Annotated in this window: 15 protein-coding genes; 9 read left to right on the plus strand and 6 right to left on the minus strand. The window is 70.7% G+C overall.

Going from position 1 to position 13,867, the window contains the following annotated elements:
• Nucleotides 1–74 precede the first annotated feature (74 nt).
• The 3 genes from AB0J58_RS12220 (at nucleotide 75) to AB0J58_RS12230 (ending at nucleotide 3,765) form a co-directional block, all read left to right on the plus strand.
• Nucleotides 75–1,319, plus strand: a complete 1,245-nt coding sequence (locus AB0J58_RS12220) for an arginine deiminase (protein WP_364213890.1) — start codon at nucleotides 75–77, stop codon at nucleotides 1,317–1,319.
• Between the two features lie 600 nt (nucleotides 1,320–1,919).
• Complete coding sequence (locus AB0J58_RS12225; RefSeq protein ID WP_030910010.1) at nucleotides 1,920–2,414, plus strand: transcriptional regulator; 495 nt, start codon at nucleotides 1,920–1,922, stop codon at nucleotides 2,412–2,414.
• Between the two features lie 217 nt (nucleotides 2,415–2,631).
• Nucleotides 2,632–3,765 carry a PP2C family protein-serine/threonine phosphatase gene (locus tag AB0J58_RS12230; RefSeq protein ID WP_343979633.1) on the plus strand — a complete coding sequence of 378 codons (1,134 nt, stop codon included), beginning with the start codon at nucleotides 2,632–2,634 and terminating at the stop codon, nucleotides 3,763–3,765.
• Nucleotides 3,766–3,871: 106 nt separating this feature from the next.
• On the opposite strand, the gene AB0J58_RS12235 is transcribed toward AB0J58_RS12230, so the two are convergent.
• A complete protein-coding gene (locus tag AB0J58_RS12235) occupies nucleotides 3,872–4,318 on the minus strand; it encodes an SAV_6107 family HEPN domain-containing protein (protein ID WP_364213893.1) in 447 nt (148 codons plus the stop codon).
• Between the two features lie 369 nt (nucleotides 4,319–4,687).
• The gene (locus tag AB0J58_RS12240) at nucleotides 4,688–5,491 is read right to left on the minus strand and encodes a L,D-transpeptidase family protein (protein WP_364213896.1); all 804 of its coding nucleotides are present in this window, start codon (nucleotides 5,489–5,491) and stop codon (nucleotides 4,688–4,690) included.
• Nucleotides 5,492–5,652: 161 nt separating this feature from the next.
• Between AB0J58_RS12240 and AB0J58_RS12245 the strand changes: the two genes are divergently transcribed.
• Nucleotides 5,653–6,087 carry a YbaK/EbsC family protein gene (locus AB0J58_RS12245; protein WP_364214114.1) on the plus strand — a complete coding sequence of 145 codons (435 nt, stop codon included), beginning with the start codon at nucleotides 5,653–5,655 and terminating at the stop codon, nucleotides 6,085–6,087.
• Between the two features lie 51 nt (nucleotides 6,088–6,138).
• Nucleotides 6,139–6,687, plus strand: coding sequence for a GNAT family N-acetyltransferase (locus AB0J58_RS12250; RefSeq protein WP_364213899.1), 549 nt, complete (start codon nucleotides 6,139–6,141; stop codon nucleotides 6,685–6,687).
• Nucleotides 6,688–6,711: 24 nt separating this feature from the next.
• Here the strand turns inward: AB0J58_RS12250 and metF are convergent, their stop codons facing one another.
• Nucleotides 6,712–7,644 (minus strand): methylenetetrahydrofolate reductase [NAD(P)H], encoded by a 933-nt coding sequence (metF, locus tag AB0J58_RS12255; RefSeq protein ID WP_343979644.1) that lies wholly within the window; start codon nucleotides 7,642–7,644, stop codon nucleotides 6,712–6,714.
• 401 nt (nucleotides 7,645–8,045) lie between these two features.
• On the opposite strand from metF, the gene AB0J58_RS12260 reads away from it, so the two are divergent.
• Complete coding sequence (locus tag AB0J58_RS12260) at nucleotides 8,046–9,113, plus strand: polyprenyl synthetase family protein (protein WP_364213902.1); 1,068 nt, start codon at nucleotides 8,046–8,048, stop codon at nucleotides 9,111–9,113.
• Between the two features lie 113 nt (nucleotides 9,114–9,226).
• Here AB0J58_RS12260 and thiE read toward each other — a convergent pair whose 3' ends face one another.
• Genes thiE through AB0J58_RS12275 form a run of 3 tightly spaced genes read right to left on the minus strand, consistent with a single transcriptional unit; the run spans nucleotide 9,227 to nucleotide 11,449 of the window.
• Complete coding sequence (gene thiE / locus AB0J58_RS12265) at nucleotides 9,227–9,868, minus strand: thiamine phosphate synthase (RefSeq protein ID WP_364213905.1); 642 nt, start codon at nucleotides 9,866–9,868, stop codon at nucleotides 9,227–9,229.
• Nucleotides 9,846–10,220 carry an Rv2175c family DNA-binding protein gene (locus AB0J58_RS12270; RefSeq protein WP_343979651.1) on the minus strand — a complete coding sequence of 125 codons (375 nt, stop codon included), beginning with the start codon at nucleotides 10,218–10,220 and terminating at the stop codon, nucleotides 9,846–9,848. The genes thiE and AB0J58_RS12270 overlap by 23 nt, the downstream gene beginning before the upstream one ends.
• Before the next feature lie 50 nt (nucleotides 10,221–10,270).
• Nucleotides 10,271–11,449 (minus strand): FAD-dependent oxidoreductase, encoded by a 1,179-nt coding sequence (locus tag AB0J58_RS12275; protein WP_343979655.1) that lies wholly within the window; start codon nucleotides 11,447–11,449, stop codon nucleotides 10,271–10,273.
• 271 nt (nucleotides 11,450–11,720) lie between these two features.
• Between AB0J58_RS12275 and thiO the strand changes: the two genes are divergently transcribed.
• From thiO to AB0J58_RS12290, 3 genes are read left to right on the plus strand one after another with little or no spacing between them, the layout of a single operon-like run.
• Nucleotides 11,721–12,857, plus strand: coding sequence for a glycine oxidase ThiO (gene thiO, locus AB0J58_RS12280; protein ID WP_364213908.1), 1,137 nt, complete (start codon nucleotides 11,721–11,723; stop codon nucleotides 12,855–12,857).
• Nucleotides 12,854–13,054, plus strand: a complete 201-nt coding sequence (gene thiS / locus AB0J58_RS12285; RefSeq protein WP_030910039.1) for a sulfur carrier protein ThiS — start codon at nucleotides 12,854–12,856, stop codon at nucleotides 13,052–13,054. The genes thiO and thiS overlap by 4 nt, the downstream gene beginning before the upstream one ends.
• 5 nt (nucleotides 13,055–13,059) lie before the next feature.
• On the plus strand, nucleotides 13,060–13,818 hold the full coding sequence (locus tag AB0J58_RS12290) for a thiazole synthase (protein WP_343979663.1): 759 nt from the start codon (nucleotides 13,060–13,062) through the stop codon (nucleotides 13,816–13,818).
• Nucleotides 13,819–13,867 lie beyond the last annotated feature (49 nt).

Here is a 13,867-nt window from a genome sequence, read left to right on the forward strand (position 1 = left end):
AGACCCACAGAGACCCACGGCGTCCGGGGCGCCGCCCTCCCGACTCTCTCGTCACCAGCCGCGAAGGAAGAGAAATGGCCTTTCACGTCGACTCCGAGGTCGGCCGGCTCCACCAGGTCCTGCTTCATCGGCCCGAACTCGCCCTGAAACGGCTCACGCCCTCGAACAAGGACGACTTCCTCTTCGACGACGTGCTGTGGGTGCAGCGCGCGGTGGAGGAGCACGAGGAGTGGCAGAGGCTCCTGGTCGACCAGGGGGTCACCGTCCACATGCTCTCCGACCTGCTCCACGAGACCGTCGAGATCCCCCAGGCGCGCAAGCACATCCTGGACGGCATCGCCGACGAACGCTACTTCGGCCCGATGGCCGTCGACGCCATCCGCAACGCGCTGGACTCGATGGACTCCACGATGCTCCAGCGCTATCTCACCGGCGGCATCACCAAGCGCGAACTGGTGGACATGGGCACCGATCCCAAAAGCCTCGCCTTCCACACGCTCAGGCCGGACGACTTCGTCCTGCCCCCGCTGCCCAACCACCTGTTCACCCGCGACACCTCCTGCTGGATCTACGACGGCGTCTCGATCAACGCGATGAGGAAGAAGGCCCGCCGCCGCGAGACGGTCAACATGGAGGCGATCTACCGCTACCACCCCGCCTTCGCCTCCGGCTACGACCGGCCCGAGGAGGGCGGCTACCACGTCTGGATGCCCGGCATCCCCGCGGCTCCGGCCACCATCGAGGGCGGCGACGTGCTCGTCATCGGCCGGGGCGCGGTGCTGGTGGGGATCAGCGAGCGCACCCAGCCGCAGGCCGTCGAGATGCTCGCGCGGAGCCTGTTCGCGAAGGGCGCCGCGACCAGGATCGTCGCGCTGGACATGCCGAAGGCGCGGGCCTTCATGCACCTGGACACGGTGATGACCAACGTGGACGTCGGGGTGTTCACCAAGTTCGCGGGGCTGGGCATGCTGCCCTCCTACACCGTCGAGCCCGGCGACAACGAGAAGGAGCTCAAGATCACCGACCATCCCCCCGAGGACATGCACAGAGCCATCGCGCGGGCCGTCGGCCTGGACGACATCAAGGTCCTCAGCGCGACACAGGACGTGTACGCCTCCGAGCGGGAGCAGTGGGACGACGGCTGCAACGTGCTGGCCCTGCGACCCGGCGTGGTCGTGGCCTACGAGCGCAACACCACCACCAACAACCACCTGCGCCGCAACGGGATAGAGGTCATCACGATCCGGGGCAGCGAGCTCGGCAGGGGCCGGGGCGGCCCGCGCTGCATGAGCTGCCCGCTGGAGCGCGACGGCATCTGAGCCCTCCCGGCGACCGGGCGGATCGCCACCACGAAAGGCACCGCCGAGGTGAGGAACCCGGCTCGCCCGCCTCCCGATCGGGGCGTCGGGCGAGGCAGGCGCCCGCGGTGCTCCCGTCGGCGGGGCGCCGCGGAGACGGCCCCGGCGAGCCTCGACCGGCATGCGGGCACACCGCCGATCCGCACCGTCCGGATGGACGGGATCGTCGCACCGGGTATTCCTCCCGGCCGCGTCGTCGAAGATCATACTCTTGTCGCCGCACCCGAAGATGATGTTGCCCGAATCCTCCAGAAGAAGCCAGAATCCAGCGAAAATCCCGTAAAAACTAGAGGTTTCGCGATGCACGGTAGGACAACTACCGCGTTTGAGGCGGACCACATCGGACCGGATTCGACATCTTTTTTCCAATCAGCTTGACCTTAGGCGCCCACAGCTTTACCGTCACTGTCCGTAACCACACCTCGTGGCGTTATCGGGTGAACCCTGACGCACCGGTCATCGAAGACGCCTCCCCGGGCGTCAACCCGGTGACCGGGGCATAAGTTGCGAGGTAGCACAATCAAGTTGAGAGCAGTACATACAGAGCCGGGGGGCCACACCATGCCGTCTGAGTACGCCAAGTCGCTGGGTGCACGACTCCGCGCCATTCGCACCCAGCAGGGCCTGTCCCTGCATGGAGTCGAAGAGAAGTCCCGCGGACGCTGGAAGGCGGTCGTCGTGGGCTCCTACGAGCGTGGCGACCGTGCCGTCACCGTGCAGAAGCTTGCCGAGCTGGCCGATTTCTACGGGGTGCCGGTCTCGGAGTTGCTGCCCGGAGGGGCTGCTCCCAGCCCGCTGGGCCCGACACCGAAACTTGTGATCGATCTTGAGCGCCTTGCCCAGCTCCCCAAGGAGAAGGCCGGTGCGCTTGCCCGCTACGCGGCCACCATCCAGAGCCAGCGCGGCGACTACAACGGCAAAGTGCTGTCCATCCGCCAGGAGGACCTCCGCTCCCTTGCCGTGATCTATGACAAGTCCCCCAGCGAGCTCACCGAGGAGCTCATCGGCTGGGGAGTCCTGGACCCCGAGGCACGTCGCGCCGTCGAGTCCTTCTGACCGTCTGACCGGTCGTGGGTGCGCCGGAACCGGCGTGCCCACCCCGCCCCGAAAAATCTTGCTCTCAGCAGAACGTTAGCTGCATTCCGCCCCGGCCCACGGCCACTGTGGTAGGAAAAGGCAAACATTCGATTGGCGAGATACGGTGGACATGACTTCGGGAGATGATCGGCTCGATCACTCTCGACCGCGCTCAAAAAGCCGTCTCGACTCGGTCATGGTGTCGCTGGGATCGACCAAGACGCGCACCTTCCTGCGGTTGCTGGCGTCGATCGGCACCACCGGGACCCAGGACACCCTGAAGCTGCTGCCGTTCGTCGTCATGGCCGTGGTGGCCGTGATCGACTTCGGCTCGGGTCCCACGTCCGGCCTCCTCCCGCTGCTCGCCCTGGGCCCGGCCTTCGCCAGTGTGGCCTGCGGCCTGGCCCGCACCACCGTGATCGGCGTCGTCGCCCTGGTGCTGTGCGTCGCGCTCGGCCTCTACAACGACATCCTCTGGACACCGCGTACCAACATCACCATGTTCGCCATCCTCGGCGTCACCGTGGCCAGCGTGCTGGCCAGCGCCGGGCGGCTGCGCCACGAACGCCAGCTCGCCGACGTGCGCTCGGTGGCCGAGGCCGCCCAGCGGGTGCTGCTGCGCCCTGTGCCCCGCCGCGCCGGTCCCGGCATAGGCGTGGCCGTCTCGTACACCTCCGCCACGGCCGAGGCCAGGATCGGCGGTGACCTGTACGAGGTCGTCACCACCCCGCACGGGGTCCGGATCATCGTGGGAGACGTGCAGGGCAAGGGCCTGGAGGCGGTGGAGACCGCGGCCGTGGTGCTCGGCGCCTTCCGGGAGGCGGCCCACGACGAGAAGAAGCTACAGGGCGTCGTGGCACGGCTGGAGAAGGCACTGACCCGCGAGTTGTCCGGCGAGCAGTTCGTGACCGCCGTGCTGGCCGAGATCCGTGGCGGTTCCACCATCGCCGTCATCAACTGCGGCCACCCCCCGCCCATGGTGCTGGACGCCGAGGGCACGATCTGGTTCGCCGACCCGCCGGATGAGGCCCTGCCGCTGGGCATGAGCGCACTACAGGCCAGCAAGCCGCAGCCGCACCACATCCCCTTCGAGCCGGGAGACCAGGTCCTCTTCTACACCGATGGGGTCATCGAGGCGCGCAACGGGTTCGGCGAGTTCTACCCGCTGCCGGAGCGGGCGCACCTGCTGGACGGCGAGGACGACCCTCAGGGGTCGCTGGACGCGCTCCGCGCGGACCTGCTCCAGCACGTGGGCAGACCGCTGGGCGACGACGCCGCCATGCTCCTGCTGCGCCACCGCGCCGTCCAGGAGAACTCCTCGGCGGCGTAGACCGCCGCGGGCCCTGCCCGCCGAGGCCCGCCGGACGGCGCCCCCCGCGTCGTCGACGGTCACCGCGACACCGTCCGGCCGACCCTCGCCAGGACGGAGAGGGACCCTAGCCCGCCAGGGGGACGTGGCCGGGGAGCACGGGTTGCGCCGGCACCCCGAGCAGGTTCTCGACCTCGGCGACGAAGCGCTCCGCCTCGGAGATGAGCTCCTCGGCGTCTCGCGACGACACCGTGCGGGTCAGCCCCGCCTCGGCGGCGGCCCGCTTGGCCGCGCTCGTCTCGAAGTAGGGCGCCCACTCGGCCAGCCGGGGCTCGGCCTCGGGGAGCAGCTCCCAGGCGCTGCGCAGCCTGCGCCTGCGGCCCTGCATGGGACGGGGGCGCGCGGCCAGGACCGCGGCGGCCGCCCTGAGCGCCGCGAGGTGGGCCGCGACATAACGAGCGGCGGAGGTCCGGGCGGCGGCGGCCTCTTCGAGACAGTCGCGCGCGTCTGTGAGGTGCGCCCGCACCGTGGGGGAGAGTCGGGGCCCACCGGAATCGCCGAGCCGAGGGGTCATGTGCGTCAGCCTCCTTGGTCGCAAGCGGCTCCCGGCGTTTTCACCGGCGGTGTCAACATTCGCAGACCCCACCGACAAATCCACCGGGTGGCCGGACGAGGAGCTTCCCCTCTCCCCGTCCGCCCCGGCCTGGGCCCGATCGTCTCCTCCGACGACGTGGATCCGGCCGACCACCCTGGACACGGGTTACGAGACCCGCGTCATTACATCGAACATAAATTCGACCACTAATACTGTCAAGTAAAACAGCGAACAAAAGTTCGATCTTCCGATATGACAGACATGACGGAGGCCCCGGGAGATCTCCGTCTCCCGGGGCCTCCGCTCGCCGAGCGCCGATCCGCCCGCCGGTTCGCCCGATCCGCCGCGCTACCGGGCGAACCTGCCCCGGACGTGCACCGGAACCCCGGTGCCGAGCAGACCGGGAAGGACCTCCGCCACGTGCATCGGCAACCGGACACAGCCGTGGGAGGCGGGTGCCAGCGGCACCGACAGCGCGCCGTGGAAGGCGATACCGCCGTTGAAGAAGATCGGGTTGTAGAGCTGGCCCAGGTAGGACTTGTGCCAGCCGTCCCTGCGCCAGGTGGTCTTGTAGTCGCCCGTCGGCGTGCGGGCGTCGCCGCAGAACCGCTGGGTCTTCCCTTCCCAGGTGGCCGTCTCGCAGTAGGCGATCCCACTGCCCGAGGAGGTGTGGCTGATCAGCCGCACCGCACCGTTGACGTAGAGGACCATCACCTGGGTGGCGAGGTTCACCTCCACCCGGGTCGGCTTACCCCCGGGGACGAGCACCTTCGGCGCCAACGGACTCTCCAGGGCCTGCCAGGTCCTGCGCGCCACCGTGCTGGTCGGCGAGATGCCGTTGACCTTCTGGAAGGCCCAGATCGCGGTCAGGGTCGCACCGCCGTAGCGGCCGTCGATCCTGCCCGGGGCGTAGCCGAGCTCGGCCAGCCTTTCCTGGAGCGCCTTCACCGGGGCGCCCTTCGCGCCGAGCCTGAGCGTCTTGCCCGGTGCGACGAACCGGGACGCCTCGGTCCTCGTCGCGACGGTCGGCGCGGCCGAGACCGCGGCCTGGGCCTCGGCGACGCCCGCGGAAAGGGTGACGCCCACGGAAGAGAGGAGCACGGCCCCCGCCGTCATCAGCGCGGCCGCTCCCAGCCGCTGTCCAACCCCCACTTTCCATCAACTCCTCATATCACTATGGATCAGGTCAAGGGACCATAGCGCACGGGTTCCCCGTGCAAGTGACCGGTTATGAAGCGGAAATCAACGGTCAACCCGTTTAGAGTGGCCAGGTGCCAGAAAAGTTGCATCCGAACGTTGAGAAAGTCGCCGCCGTGCTCCGTGAGCACGCCGTCCCCGGCGAGATCGTCACCTTCGCCGAGGCCACCCCGACCGCCGCCAGCGCCGCCGCGCAGCTCGGCTGCGAGGTCGGCGCCATCGCCAACAGCCTGATATTCGACGCCGACGGCGAGCCGCTCCTGGTTCTGACCAGCGGAGCCCACCGGGTCGACACCGACCTGATCGCCAGGACGGCCGGTGTGGCGAAGGTGAAGCGCGCCGACCCCGCCTTCGTGCGGGCGGCCACCGGTCAGGTCATCGGCGGCGTCGCCCCGGTCGGCCACCCCGCCCCGGTCAGGACGCTGGTCGACACCTGGCTGGGCAAGTACGACGTCGTCTGGGCCGCCGCCGGCCACCCGCACACCGTCTTCCCGACCTCCTTCGACGAGCTCGTCCGCATCACCGGCGGAGTCCCCGTCGAGGTCGAGTGACCGCGATCCGGCGATGACCCGCGTCATGTCCTCCCTGCTAGGGTGCGACGCGTGATCGGACTGCGACGGATCGGCCCCGACGAGTTCACGCTCCGGTTGGACGCGGTCCTTGACGTCTACACCGAGGCGATGAACCCGCCCGCCGACCAGATCGCCGGCCGCAAGGCGATCATGGGGAACCACGCCACCAACCCCGCCTTCACCTGCCTGTTCGCCGAGCTCTCCGACGGCACCCCGGTAGGCATCGCCTACGGTTTCCACGGAGTCTCCGGCCAGTGGTGGCACGACGTGGTCCGGCGGGCCCTCGCAGAGAAGCACGGCGAGGGCAGCGCCCGCGGCTGGCTGGGCGACGCGCTGGAGCTCGCCGAGATCCACGTCCGCCCCGACTACCAGGGCAAGGGCATCGGACGGTCAATGATCATGGGAATATGCGCGGGCCGCCTGGAGCGCACCGCCGTGCTGTCCACCCGTGACCGGCCCACCGCGGCCCGGCACCTCTACCGGAGCCTCGGCTTCGCGGACCTGCTCACGCAGTTCGTCTTCCCCGGCGGGCACGAGCGCTACGCGATCCTCGGGGCGGTCCTCCCGCTGGACGGCTGAGCCGCCCAGCGGGAGACTTCCCGCTCAGCCCCCCAGCGAAGGGGCCTTCGGCGTGTGGTCAAGCGCCTGGAAGACCTCGCGGGTCGCGCTGGAGCGGTTGAAGGTGATGAAGTGGATGCCGGGCGCGCCCTCGTCGAGCAGGGTCTGGCAGAGCTCGGCGGCGAGCTCGATGCCCAGGCTGCGCACGGCGGCCGGGTCGTCGGCGACGGCCGCGAACCTCTCGGCCACCTCGGGCGGGAACGGCGCGCCGGAGAGCTGCTCCGACCTGGCTATGGTGCTCATCTGCGTGACGGGCATGATGCCCGGGATGATCGGTGTGTCACAGCCGCTGGCCGCCACCCGGTCACGGAGCCGCAGGTAGTCGTCCGCGCGGAAGAACATCTGGGTGATCGCGTAGTCGGCGCCCGCCCGGCACTTGCGTACGAAGTACTCGGTGTCGGACTCGATCGAGCGCGACCTGGGGTGCTTGTAGGGGAAGGCGGCCACGCCCACGCAGAAGTCGCCGGACTGGCGGATGAGCCTGACCAGCTCCTCGGCGTACAGGACGCCCTCGGGGTGGCGCACCCACTCGCCCGTCACGTCGCCCGGCGGGTCGCCCCGCACGGCGAGGATGTTGCGAACGCCCGCCCCGGCGAACCGGCCGACCAGGTGGCGCAGCTCGCGGATGGAGTGGTTGACGGCCGTGAAGTGGGCGACCGGGGTCAGTGTGGTCTCGTGGGCGATCCGCTCGACGATGTCGACGGTGCGGTCGCGGGTGCTGCCTCCGGCACCGTAGGTGACGGAGACGAAGGTGGGTTGCAGCGCCTCCAGCTCGCGGACGGCACGCCAGAGCTGGCGCGCTCCCTCATCGGTCTTCGGGGGGGAGAACTCGAAGGAGAACGAGTGGGCACCGGCGGCGAGGAGTTCGCGGACGGTGGCGACACGATCTGGAAGAACGGACGGGCGACCCAGAGCCATGGGGCAAGGATACCGACCCGGCCGCTCGGATGCCCGATCAGATCGCGGCCGCCCACGGAGTGACCTTCACGCGGAACAACCGTTCTCCTAGATCGAAATATCCCCTTAGACCGTTAATCTCATTACTTGACCTCATCCCGGCGCCGAAGCCGGAGGATCCCAACTTTCATAGATTGGGTTTCCTGCCTCATGACCAGTCGCGCGAAACCCGGAGGTGTCGTGTCTCGCACCGGCCCCGCAACCGTTCCGCCTCTCCACCGCCCCGGCGGGCAGGCTCGTGCCGGCCATGCGTACGGTGGTCGGGGGGTCATCACCGCCGGACACGGTGCCGGGGCGTGCGGCACCGTACCGCGTTTCCTCCCCAGAGCTGAAGCCCAGGGTTTCCATACCGGAGGTATTCGATGATCACTTCTGCAACCGCGCTGGACATGATCCGGTCCGAGGTCGACCATGCTCTCCGGCGGTTCGTCGAACAGCAGCGTCCGCAGGTCAGCGCTCCAGAGCTGGCCCCTCTTGTCTCCGCGGCCGAAGACTTCCTCTCGGGCGGCAAGCGGCTGCGCCCCGCCTTCTGCTACTGGGGCTGGCACGGTGCGGGCGGGGGCGACGACCCCGCGCTCTTCGCCGCGGCCGCCTCCCTTGAGCTGCTCCAGGCGAGCGCCCTGGTGCACGATGACGTGATGGACGCCAGCGACCTGCGCCGGGGCATGCCCTCGGCGCACCGCAGGTTCGAGGAACTGCACAGAAAGGCGGGCTGGCACGGCTCCGCCGAGCAGTTCGGCGAGGGTGCGGCCATTCTGCTGGGCAACCTGATGCTCATCTGGTCCGGTGAGATGTGGCGCAACAGCGGCCTGCCGGCCGCCTCGCTGGCGGCGGCGCAGAAGGTGCACGACGACATGCGCACCGAGCTGATGTGCGGCCAGTATCTCGACCTGCTGGAGCAGGCGCACGGCGAGGGCACCTTCGACAGCGCGCTGCGGGTCGCCCTCTTCAAGAGCGGCAAGTACTCCGTGGAGCAGCCGCTCCGGCTCGGGCTGGTACTGGCCGCCCAGGGCAGGGAACCCTGGATCGACCGGCTCTGCGAGGAGTACGGACGGTCCGTGGGCATCGCCTTCCAGCTTCGCGACGACATCCTCGGCGTGTTCGGCGACCCGGGCGAGACCGGCAAACCGGCGGGCGACGATCTCCGCGAGGGCAAGCGGACGATGCTCATCGCCCGCACGCTCGCCGCCGCCTCGGCCTCCCAGGCACAGGTGGTACGCGCCACGCTCGGCGACCCGGACCTGGACGAGGCCGGAGTGGACCGGCTGCGCCGGATCATCGAGGAGACGGGGGCTCTCGTGGCGTGCGAGGACCTGATCAAGGGGTACCTGGAGAACGCCCTCGGTTCGCTGGAGGGCGCCCCGATCCGGCCCGACGCCCGGGAGGCCCTGGCCGACCTCGCGGTGGCCGCCACCTCCCGGAGCACCTGAACCGCGCGTCCGGGCCACGCACCCGAACCGCGCGCCTGATCCGTGCACCGGGCCGGTGCCCTCGGCGTCCCGTCCGCCCAGCCGGAGGCACGCTCCCGCCGGGCGGAAGGACCTCAGGCGGAGGCCGCCAGCCTCCGCCTGAACTCCTCCGCCGCCGCCTTGGGATCGTCGGCCTCGGTGATCGCCCGCACCACCACGACCCGGCGCACCCCGTGGGAGACGACCTCGTCCAGGTTGGTGAGGTCGATGCCGCCGATGCCGAACCAGGGCCGCTCGGTCTCCAGGGCCGCGGCATGCCTGAGCAGGCCGGGGCCCGGAGCGTGCCTGCCGGGCTTGGTGGGCGTCGGCCAGATCGGGCCACAGCAGAAGTAGTCGACGCCGGGCTCGACCGCCGCGGCGGACGCCTCCTCGGGGGCGTGAGTGGAACGCCCGATGAGGATGTCGTCGCCGAGCATGTCGCGCACGATCGGCACCGGCAGATCACCCTGGCCGAGGTGGAGCACGTCGGGGCGGATCGCGTAGGCGATGTCGGCCCTGTCGTTCACGGCCAGGAGCTTGCCGTGCCGGTCGCAGGCCTCGCGGAAGACGGCGAGGAGGTCGAGCTCCTCGCGCGCCTCAAGACCCTTCTCGCGTAGCTGCACGATGTCGACCCCGCCCGCCAGGGCGGCGTCGAGGAAGTCCGCGAGATCTCCCCGGTCGCGCCGTCCGTCGGTGCACAGATACAGACGGGCGTCAGAAACCGAGGGCCTGGGCACGTCTCTTCACTTCCGTGTGGCGGCCCGCCACGATCGCGTCGACCGGCGAGCCCGGCAGCGTGTCGTCGGGGGTGAAAAGCCAGCGGAGCGACTCGACGTCGTCGTATCCGGCGTCGAGGAGCACCGTGAGAGTGCCCGGCAGCCCCTTGACGACGTCCCCGCCGGCGAGGAAGGCCGCGGGGACCTGTGGCTCGCCACCGCCCCTGCGCACTCCGATGAGCTTGCGGTCCTTGAGAAGTTGCTTGGCGCGACCGGCGCTCAGGTTGAGCCTTCTGGCAACCTCGGTCAGGGTGAGCCACTCGCCCACCAACTGGTCGGTCTCCCGGTCGATCTGCGCAACAGAAAGCGTCACGAATCCACCACTACCACATCGAGCCCTTCGCCAAACACCTGGCGGCGAGGTTACGCCACCGTACAGTCGCGCAACGCTATCGCAGGGTCGGCGAGGCGATTGACGTCGAGGCGCCGTCCGCCCTCGATGAGGCGGCGCCCCTGGACGAGGTCGCGGGGGCGGTTGACCGAGAGGACCGCGGCGAGCCGGTCGTCCTCGGTCACCCAGCACACCGCCCACCTGGTGTTTCCCTCGGCCTCCGGGTCGCCGCGCCGGATCAGGCGGGCGCCGTCGTGGTACCCGGCGTACTGGACCATGTGGCCGAACTGCTCGGACCAGAAGTAGGGGACCGGGTCGTAGACGGCGACGTCGCCGACGAGCGTGGCCGCGGCCACGTCCGGGGCGCCCAGGGCGGTGTCCCAGTGCTCGACGCGGAGGCGCACCCCGTAGCGGCGCGACCACCAGGCCGCGCAGTCGCCCACGGCGACCACTCCGGGCAGCGAGGTGCGCAGGTGCTCGTCGGTGACCACGCCGTTGTCGAGCCGGACGCCGGAGCCGGCCAGCCACTCGGTCGCGGGCCGCACGCCGACGCCCGTGACGACCACGTCGGCCTCGACCGCGGAGCCGTCGGCCAGGGTGAGTCCCCCCTGGTCGACCGAGGCGACCATGGTGCCCAGACGGAGGTCGACGCCGGCCTCCGCGTACCAGGCGGCGGTGTACGCGCCGACCTGGCCGAGCGCGGCGGACAGCGGGACGTCGGCCGCCTCGATCACGGTCACGGCGCATCCCGCCCTGCGGGCGGCGGTGGCCACCTCGGCGCCGATCCAGCCCGCGCCGATCACGGCGACCCTCGTCCCCCTGCCGAGCAGGGAACGCAGCCGGAGCGCGTCGTCGATGGTGCGCACCACGTGCTGCGGGCCGTCCCCGCGCAGCCGGATCGGACGCGCGCCGGTGGCGATGACCAGGCCCTCGTAGGCCAGCTCGCCCTCGGTGGTCTCGACCACGCCGGGGTGGAGCCCCTTGGCGGAGACGCCCGCGCGGAAGTCGACCTCGAGCGCGTCGAGGTCGGAGTCGACGACGGTGGAGTCGGTCTCGCCGAGCAGCACCCCCTTGGACAGGGGTGGACGGTCGTACGGTCTGTGCCGCTCCTCCCCGATCAGCGTGATCCTGCCGCCGAACCCGCGGGCCCGTAACGCCTCGACGCTGCGTACGCCGGCCAGACCGGCGCCTACCACCACGACATGATTCACACTTCCCGACCATAAGCGTCAGCACCGTACTCCTACCAACGGTCGTTGATAACGAAAACGGTATTTACCTCACATCTGACGCTCTAAGCGTGTTGCCGGACCCCTTAGGGTGGGGGGAAGACGCGCGGGAGCCCGGAACGCACCGGGCTGAGAGGAGGGCCGCGGAGCGACGAAGGACCCGGCGCGAGCCAGGTCCGGAGACGACCGCGAGCGGGCCCTCGACCGCCACGAACCTGATCCGGGTCATGCCGGCGAAGGGAGCGGAGTACACATGGCGGACCATTTCCACCTCCTCGTCGTCGGCGGGGGGGTGATCGGACTGTCGGTGGCCTGGCGTGCCGCCGGCCGGGGACTGAAGGTGGCGGTGGCCGACCCCGCGCCCGCCTCCGGCGCCTCGCACGCGGCGGCGGGCATGCTGGCCCCGGTCAGCGAGGTCACCTACACCGAGGAGCCGCTGCTGCGACTGGGCCTGGCCTCCCTGGAACGCTGGCCCGCCTTCGCCGCCGAACTGGCGGACGCGAGCGGGCACGACCTCGACCACCGCGCCGACGGCACCCTCGACGTCGCCTTCGGCTCGGACGATCTGGCCGCGCTGGACGATCTCGCCGCCTTCGTCGCCAAGCTGGGGTTGTCCGCCGAGCGGCTCACCGGCCGCGAGTGCCGCCGCCTGGAACCCATGCTGGCCCCCGCGGTCCGCGGCGGCATGCTGGCGGGCGGCGACGCCTGGGTGGACCCCAGGAAGGTCACCGGCGCGCTCCTCACCGCCCTGGAGCGGGCGGGCGGCACCCTGGTGCGCGCCCGGGTGGCCGGGCTGCTCACGGCCGCCGGAGCGGTCACCGGGGTGCGGCTGGCGACCGGCGAGAGCGTCGGGGCCGAGCGGGTGGTCCTCGCCGCCGGCGCCTGGTCGGGTTCCCTGCCGGGGATGCCGCCCGAGGCGCTGCCCCCGGTGCGGCCGGTCAAGGGCCAGATCATGCGGCTGCGCTCCCCCGCGCCGATCCTGCGGCGATGCGTGCGCGGGGTCGTGCACGGCTCGAACGTCTACCTGGTGCCGCGCGGCGACGGCGAGGTCGTCCTCGGCGCCACGCAGGAGGAGATGGGCTTCGACACCCGCGTCACCGCCGGCGGGCTGTGGGAGCTGCTGCGCGACGCGCGGGAGCTCGTCCCCGGCGTGACCGAGCTGGAGGTGGCCGAGGTCGTCGCGGGACTGCGCCCCGGCACCCCGGACAACCTGCCGCTGGTCGGTCCCACGATCGTGCCCGGTCTGCACATGGCCACCGGGCACCACCGGGGCGGGGTACTGCTCGCCCCGCTCACCGCCGACCTCTGCTCGGGCGAGAGCGACCCGGAGCTCTCCTCGATCTGCTCACCCCTCCGCTTCCAGGAGCACCCACCGCAGGAGCTGTCATGAACGTGACCATCAACGGCGCCGCGCACGAGCTGCCCGCCGGGGCGACCGTCGCGCAGGCCGTGCAGCGGCTGACCGGCATGCGGAGCGGGGTGGCCGTCGCGGTGAACGACGAGGTCGTCTCGCGCGGCGCCTGGGAGGCCACCGCGCTCGCGGAGGCCGACAGGGTCGAGGTGCTCACCGCGGTTCAGGGAGGATGAGCGGCATGGTGGACGATCTGATCATCGGCGGCGAGAAGTTCTCCTCCCGTCTCATCATGGGCACCGGGGGCGCCCCGTCCCTGGAGATCCTCGATGCGGCGCTCGCCGCCTCGGGGACCGAGCTGACCACCGTCGCGATGCGGCGGCTCGACCCGGCCGCGCGGGGCTCGGTGCTCGACGTGCTGCGCCGGCGCGACATCAGGGTGCTGCCGAACACCGCGGGTTGCTTCACCGCCGGGGAGGCCGTGCTGACCGCCAGGCTGGCCAGGGAGGCGCTGGAGACGAACTGGGTGAAGCTGGAGGTCATCGCCGACGAGCGCACCCTGCTGCCCGACCCCATCGAGACCTTCGACGCCGCCGAGCGGCTGGTCGCCGACGGGTTCGTGGTGCTGCCCTACATCGGCGACGACCCGGTGCTGGCACGCAGGCTGGAACAGGCGGGCTGCGCGGCGGTGATGCCGCTGGGGGCGCCCATCGGTTCCGGCCTCGGCATCCGCAACCCGCACAACATCGAGCTGATCGTGGAGTTCGCGAGCGTGCCGGTGATCCTGGACGCGGGGATCGGCACGGCCAGCGACGCGGCACTGGCCATGGAGCTGGGCTGTGACGCGGTTCTGCTGGCCACCGCGGTCACCCGTGCACAGCGTCCGGAGCTGATGGCGCAGGCCATGCGCTCGGCCGTCGCGGCGGGCCGGGCGGCCCGCCTGGCCGGACGGATACCCCGGCGTCGCTACGCGGAAGCCTCCTCCCCTCTTCATCGATAGAAAACGACCACGTCTCGGCATCGGTTTGGGATTCAGGGACCCTGTCGGC

The organism is Streptosporangium sp. NPDC049644 (assembly GCF_040675205.1).
GTDB lineage: Bacteria > Actinomycetota > Actinomycetes > Streptosporangiales > Streptosporangiaceae > Streptosporangium > Streptosporangium fukuiense.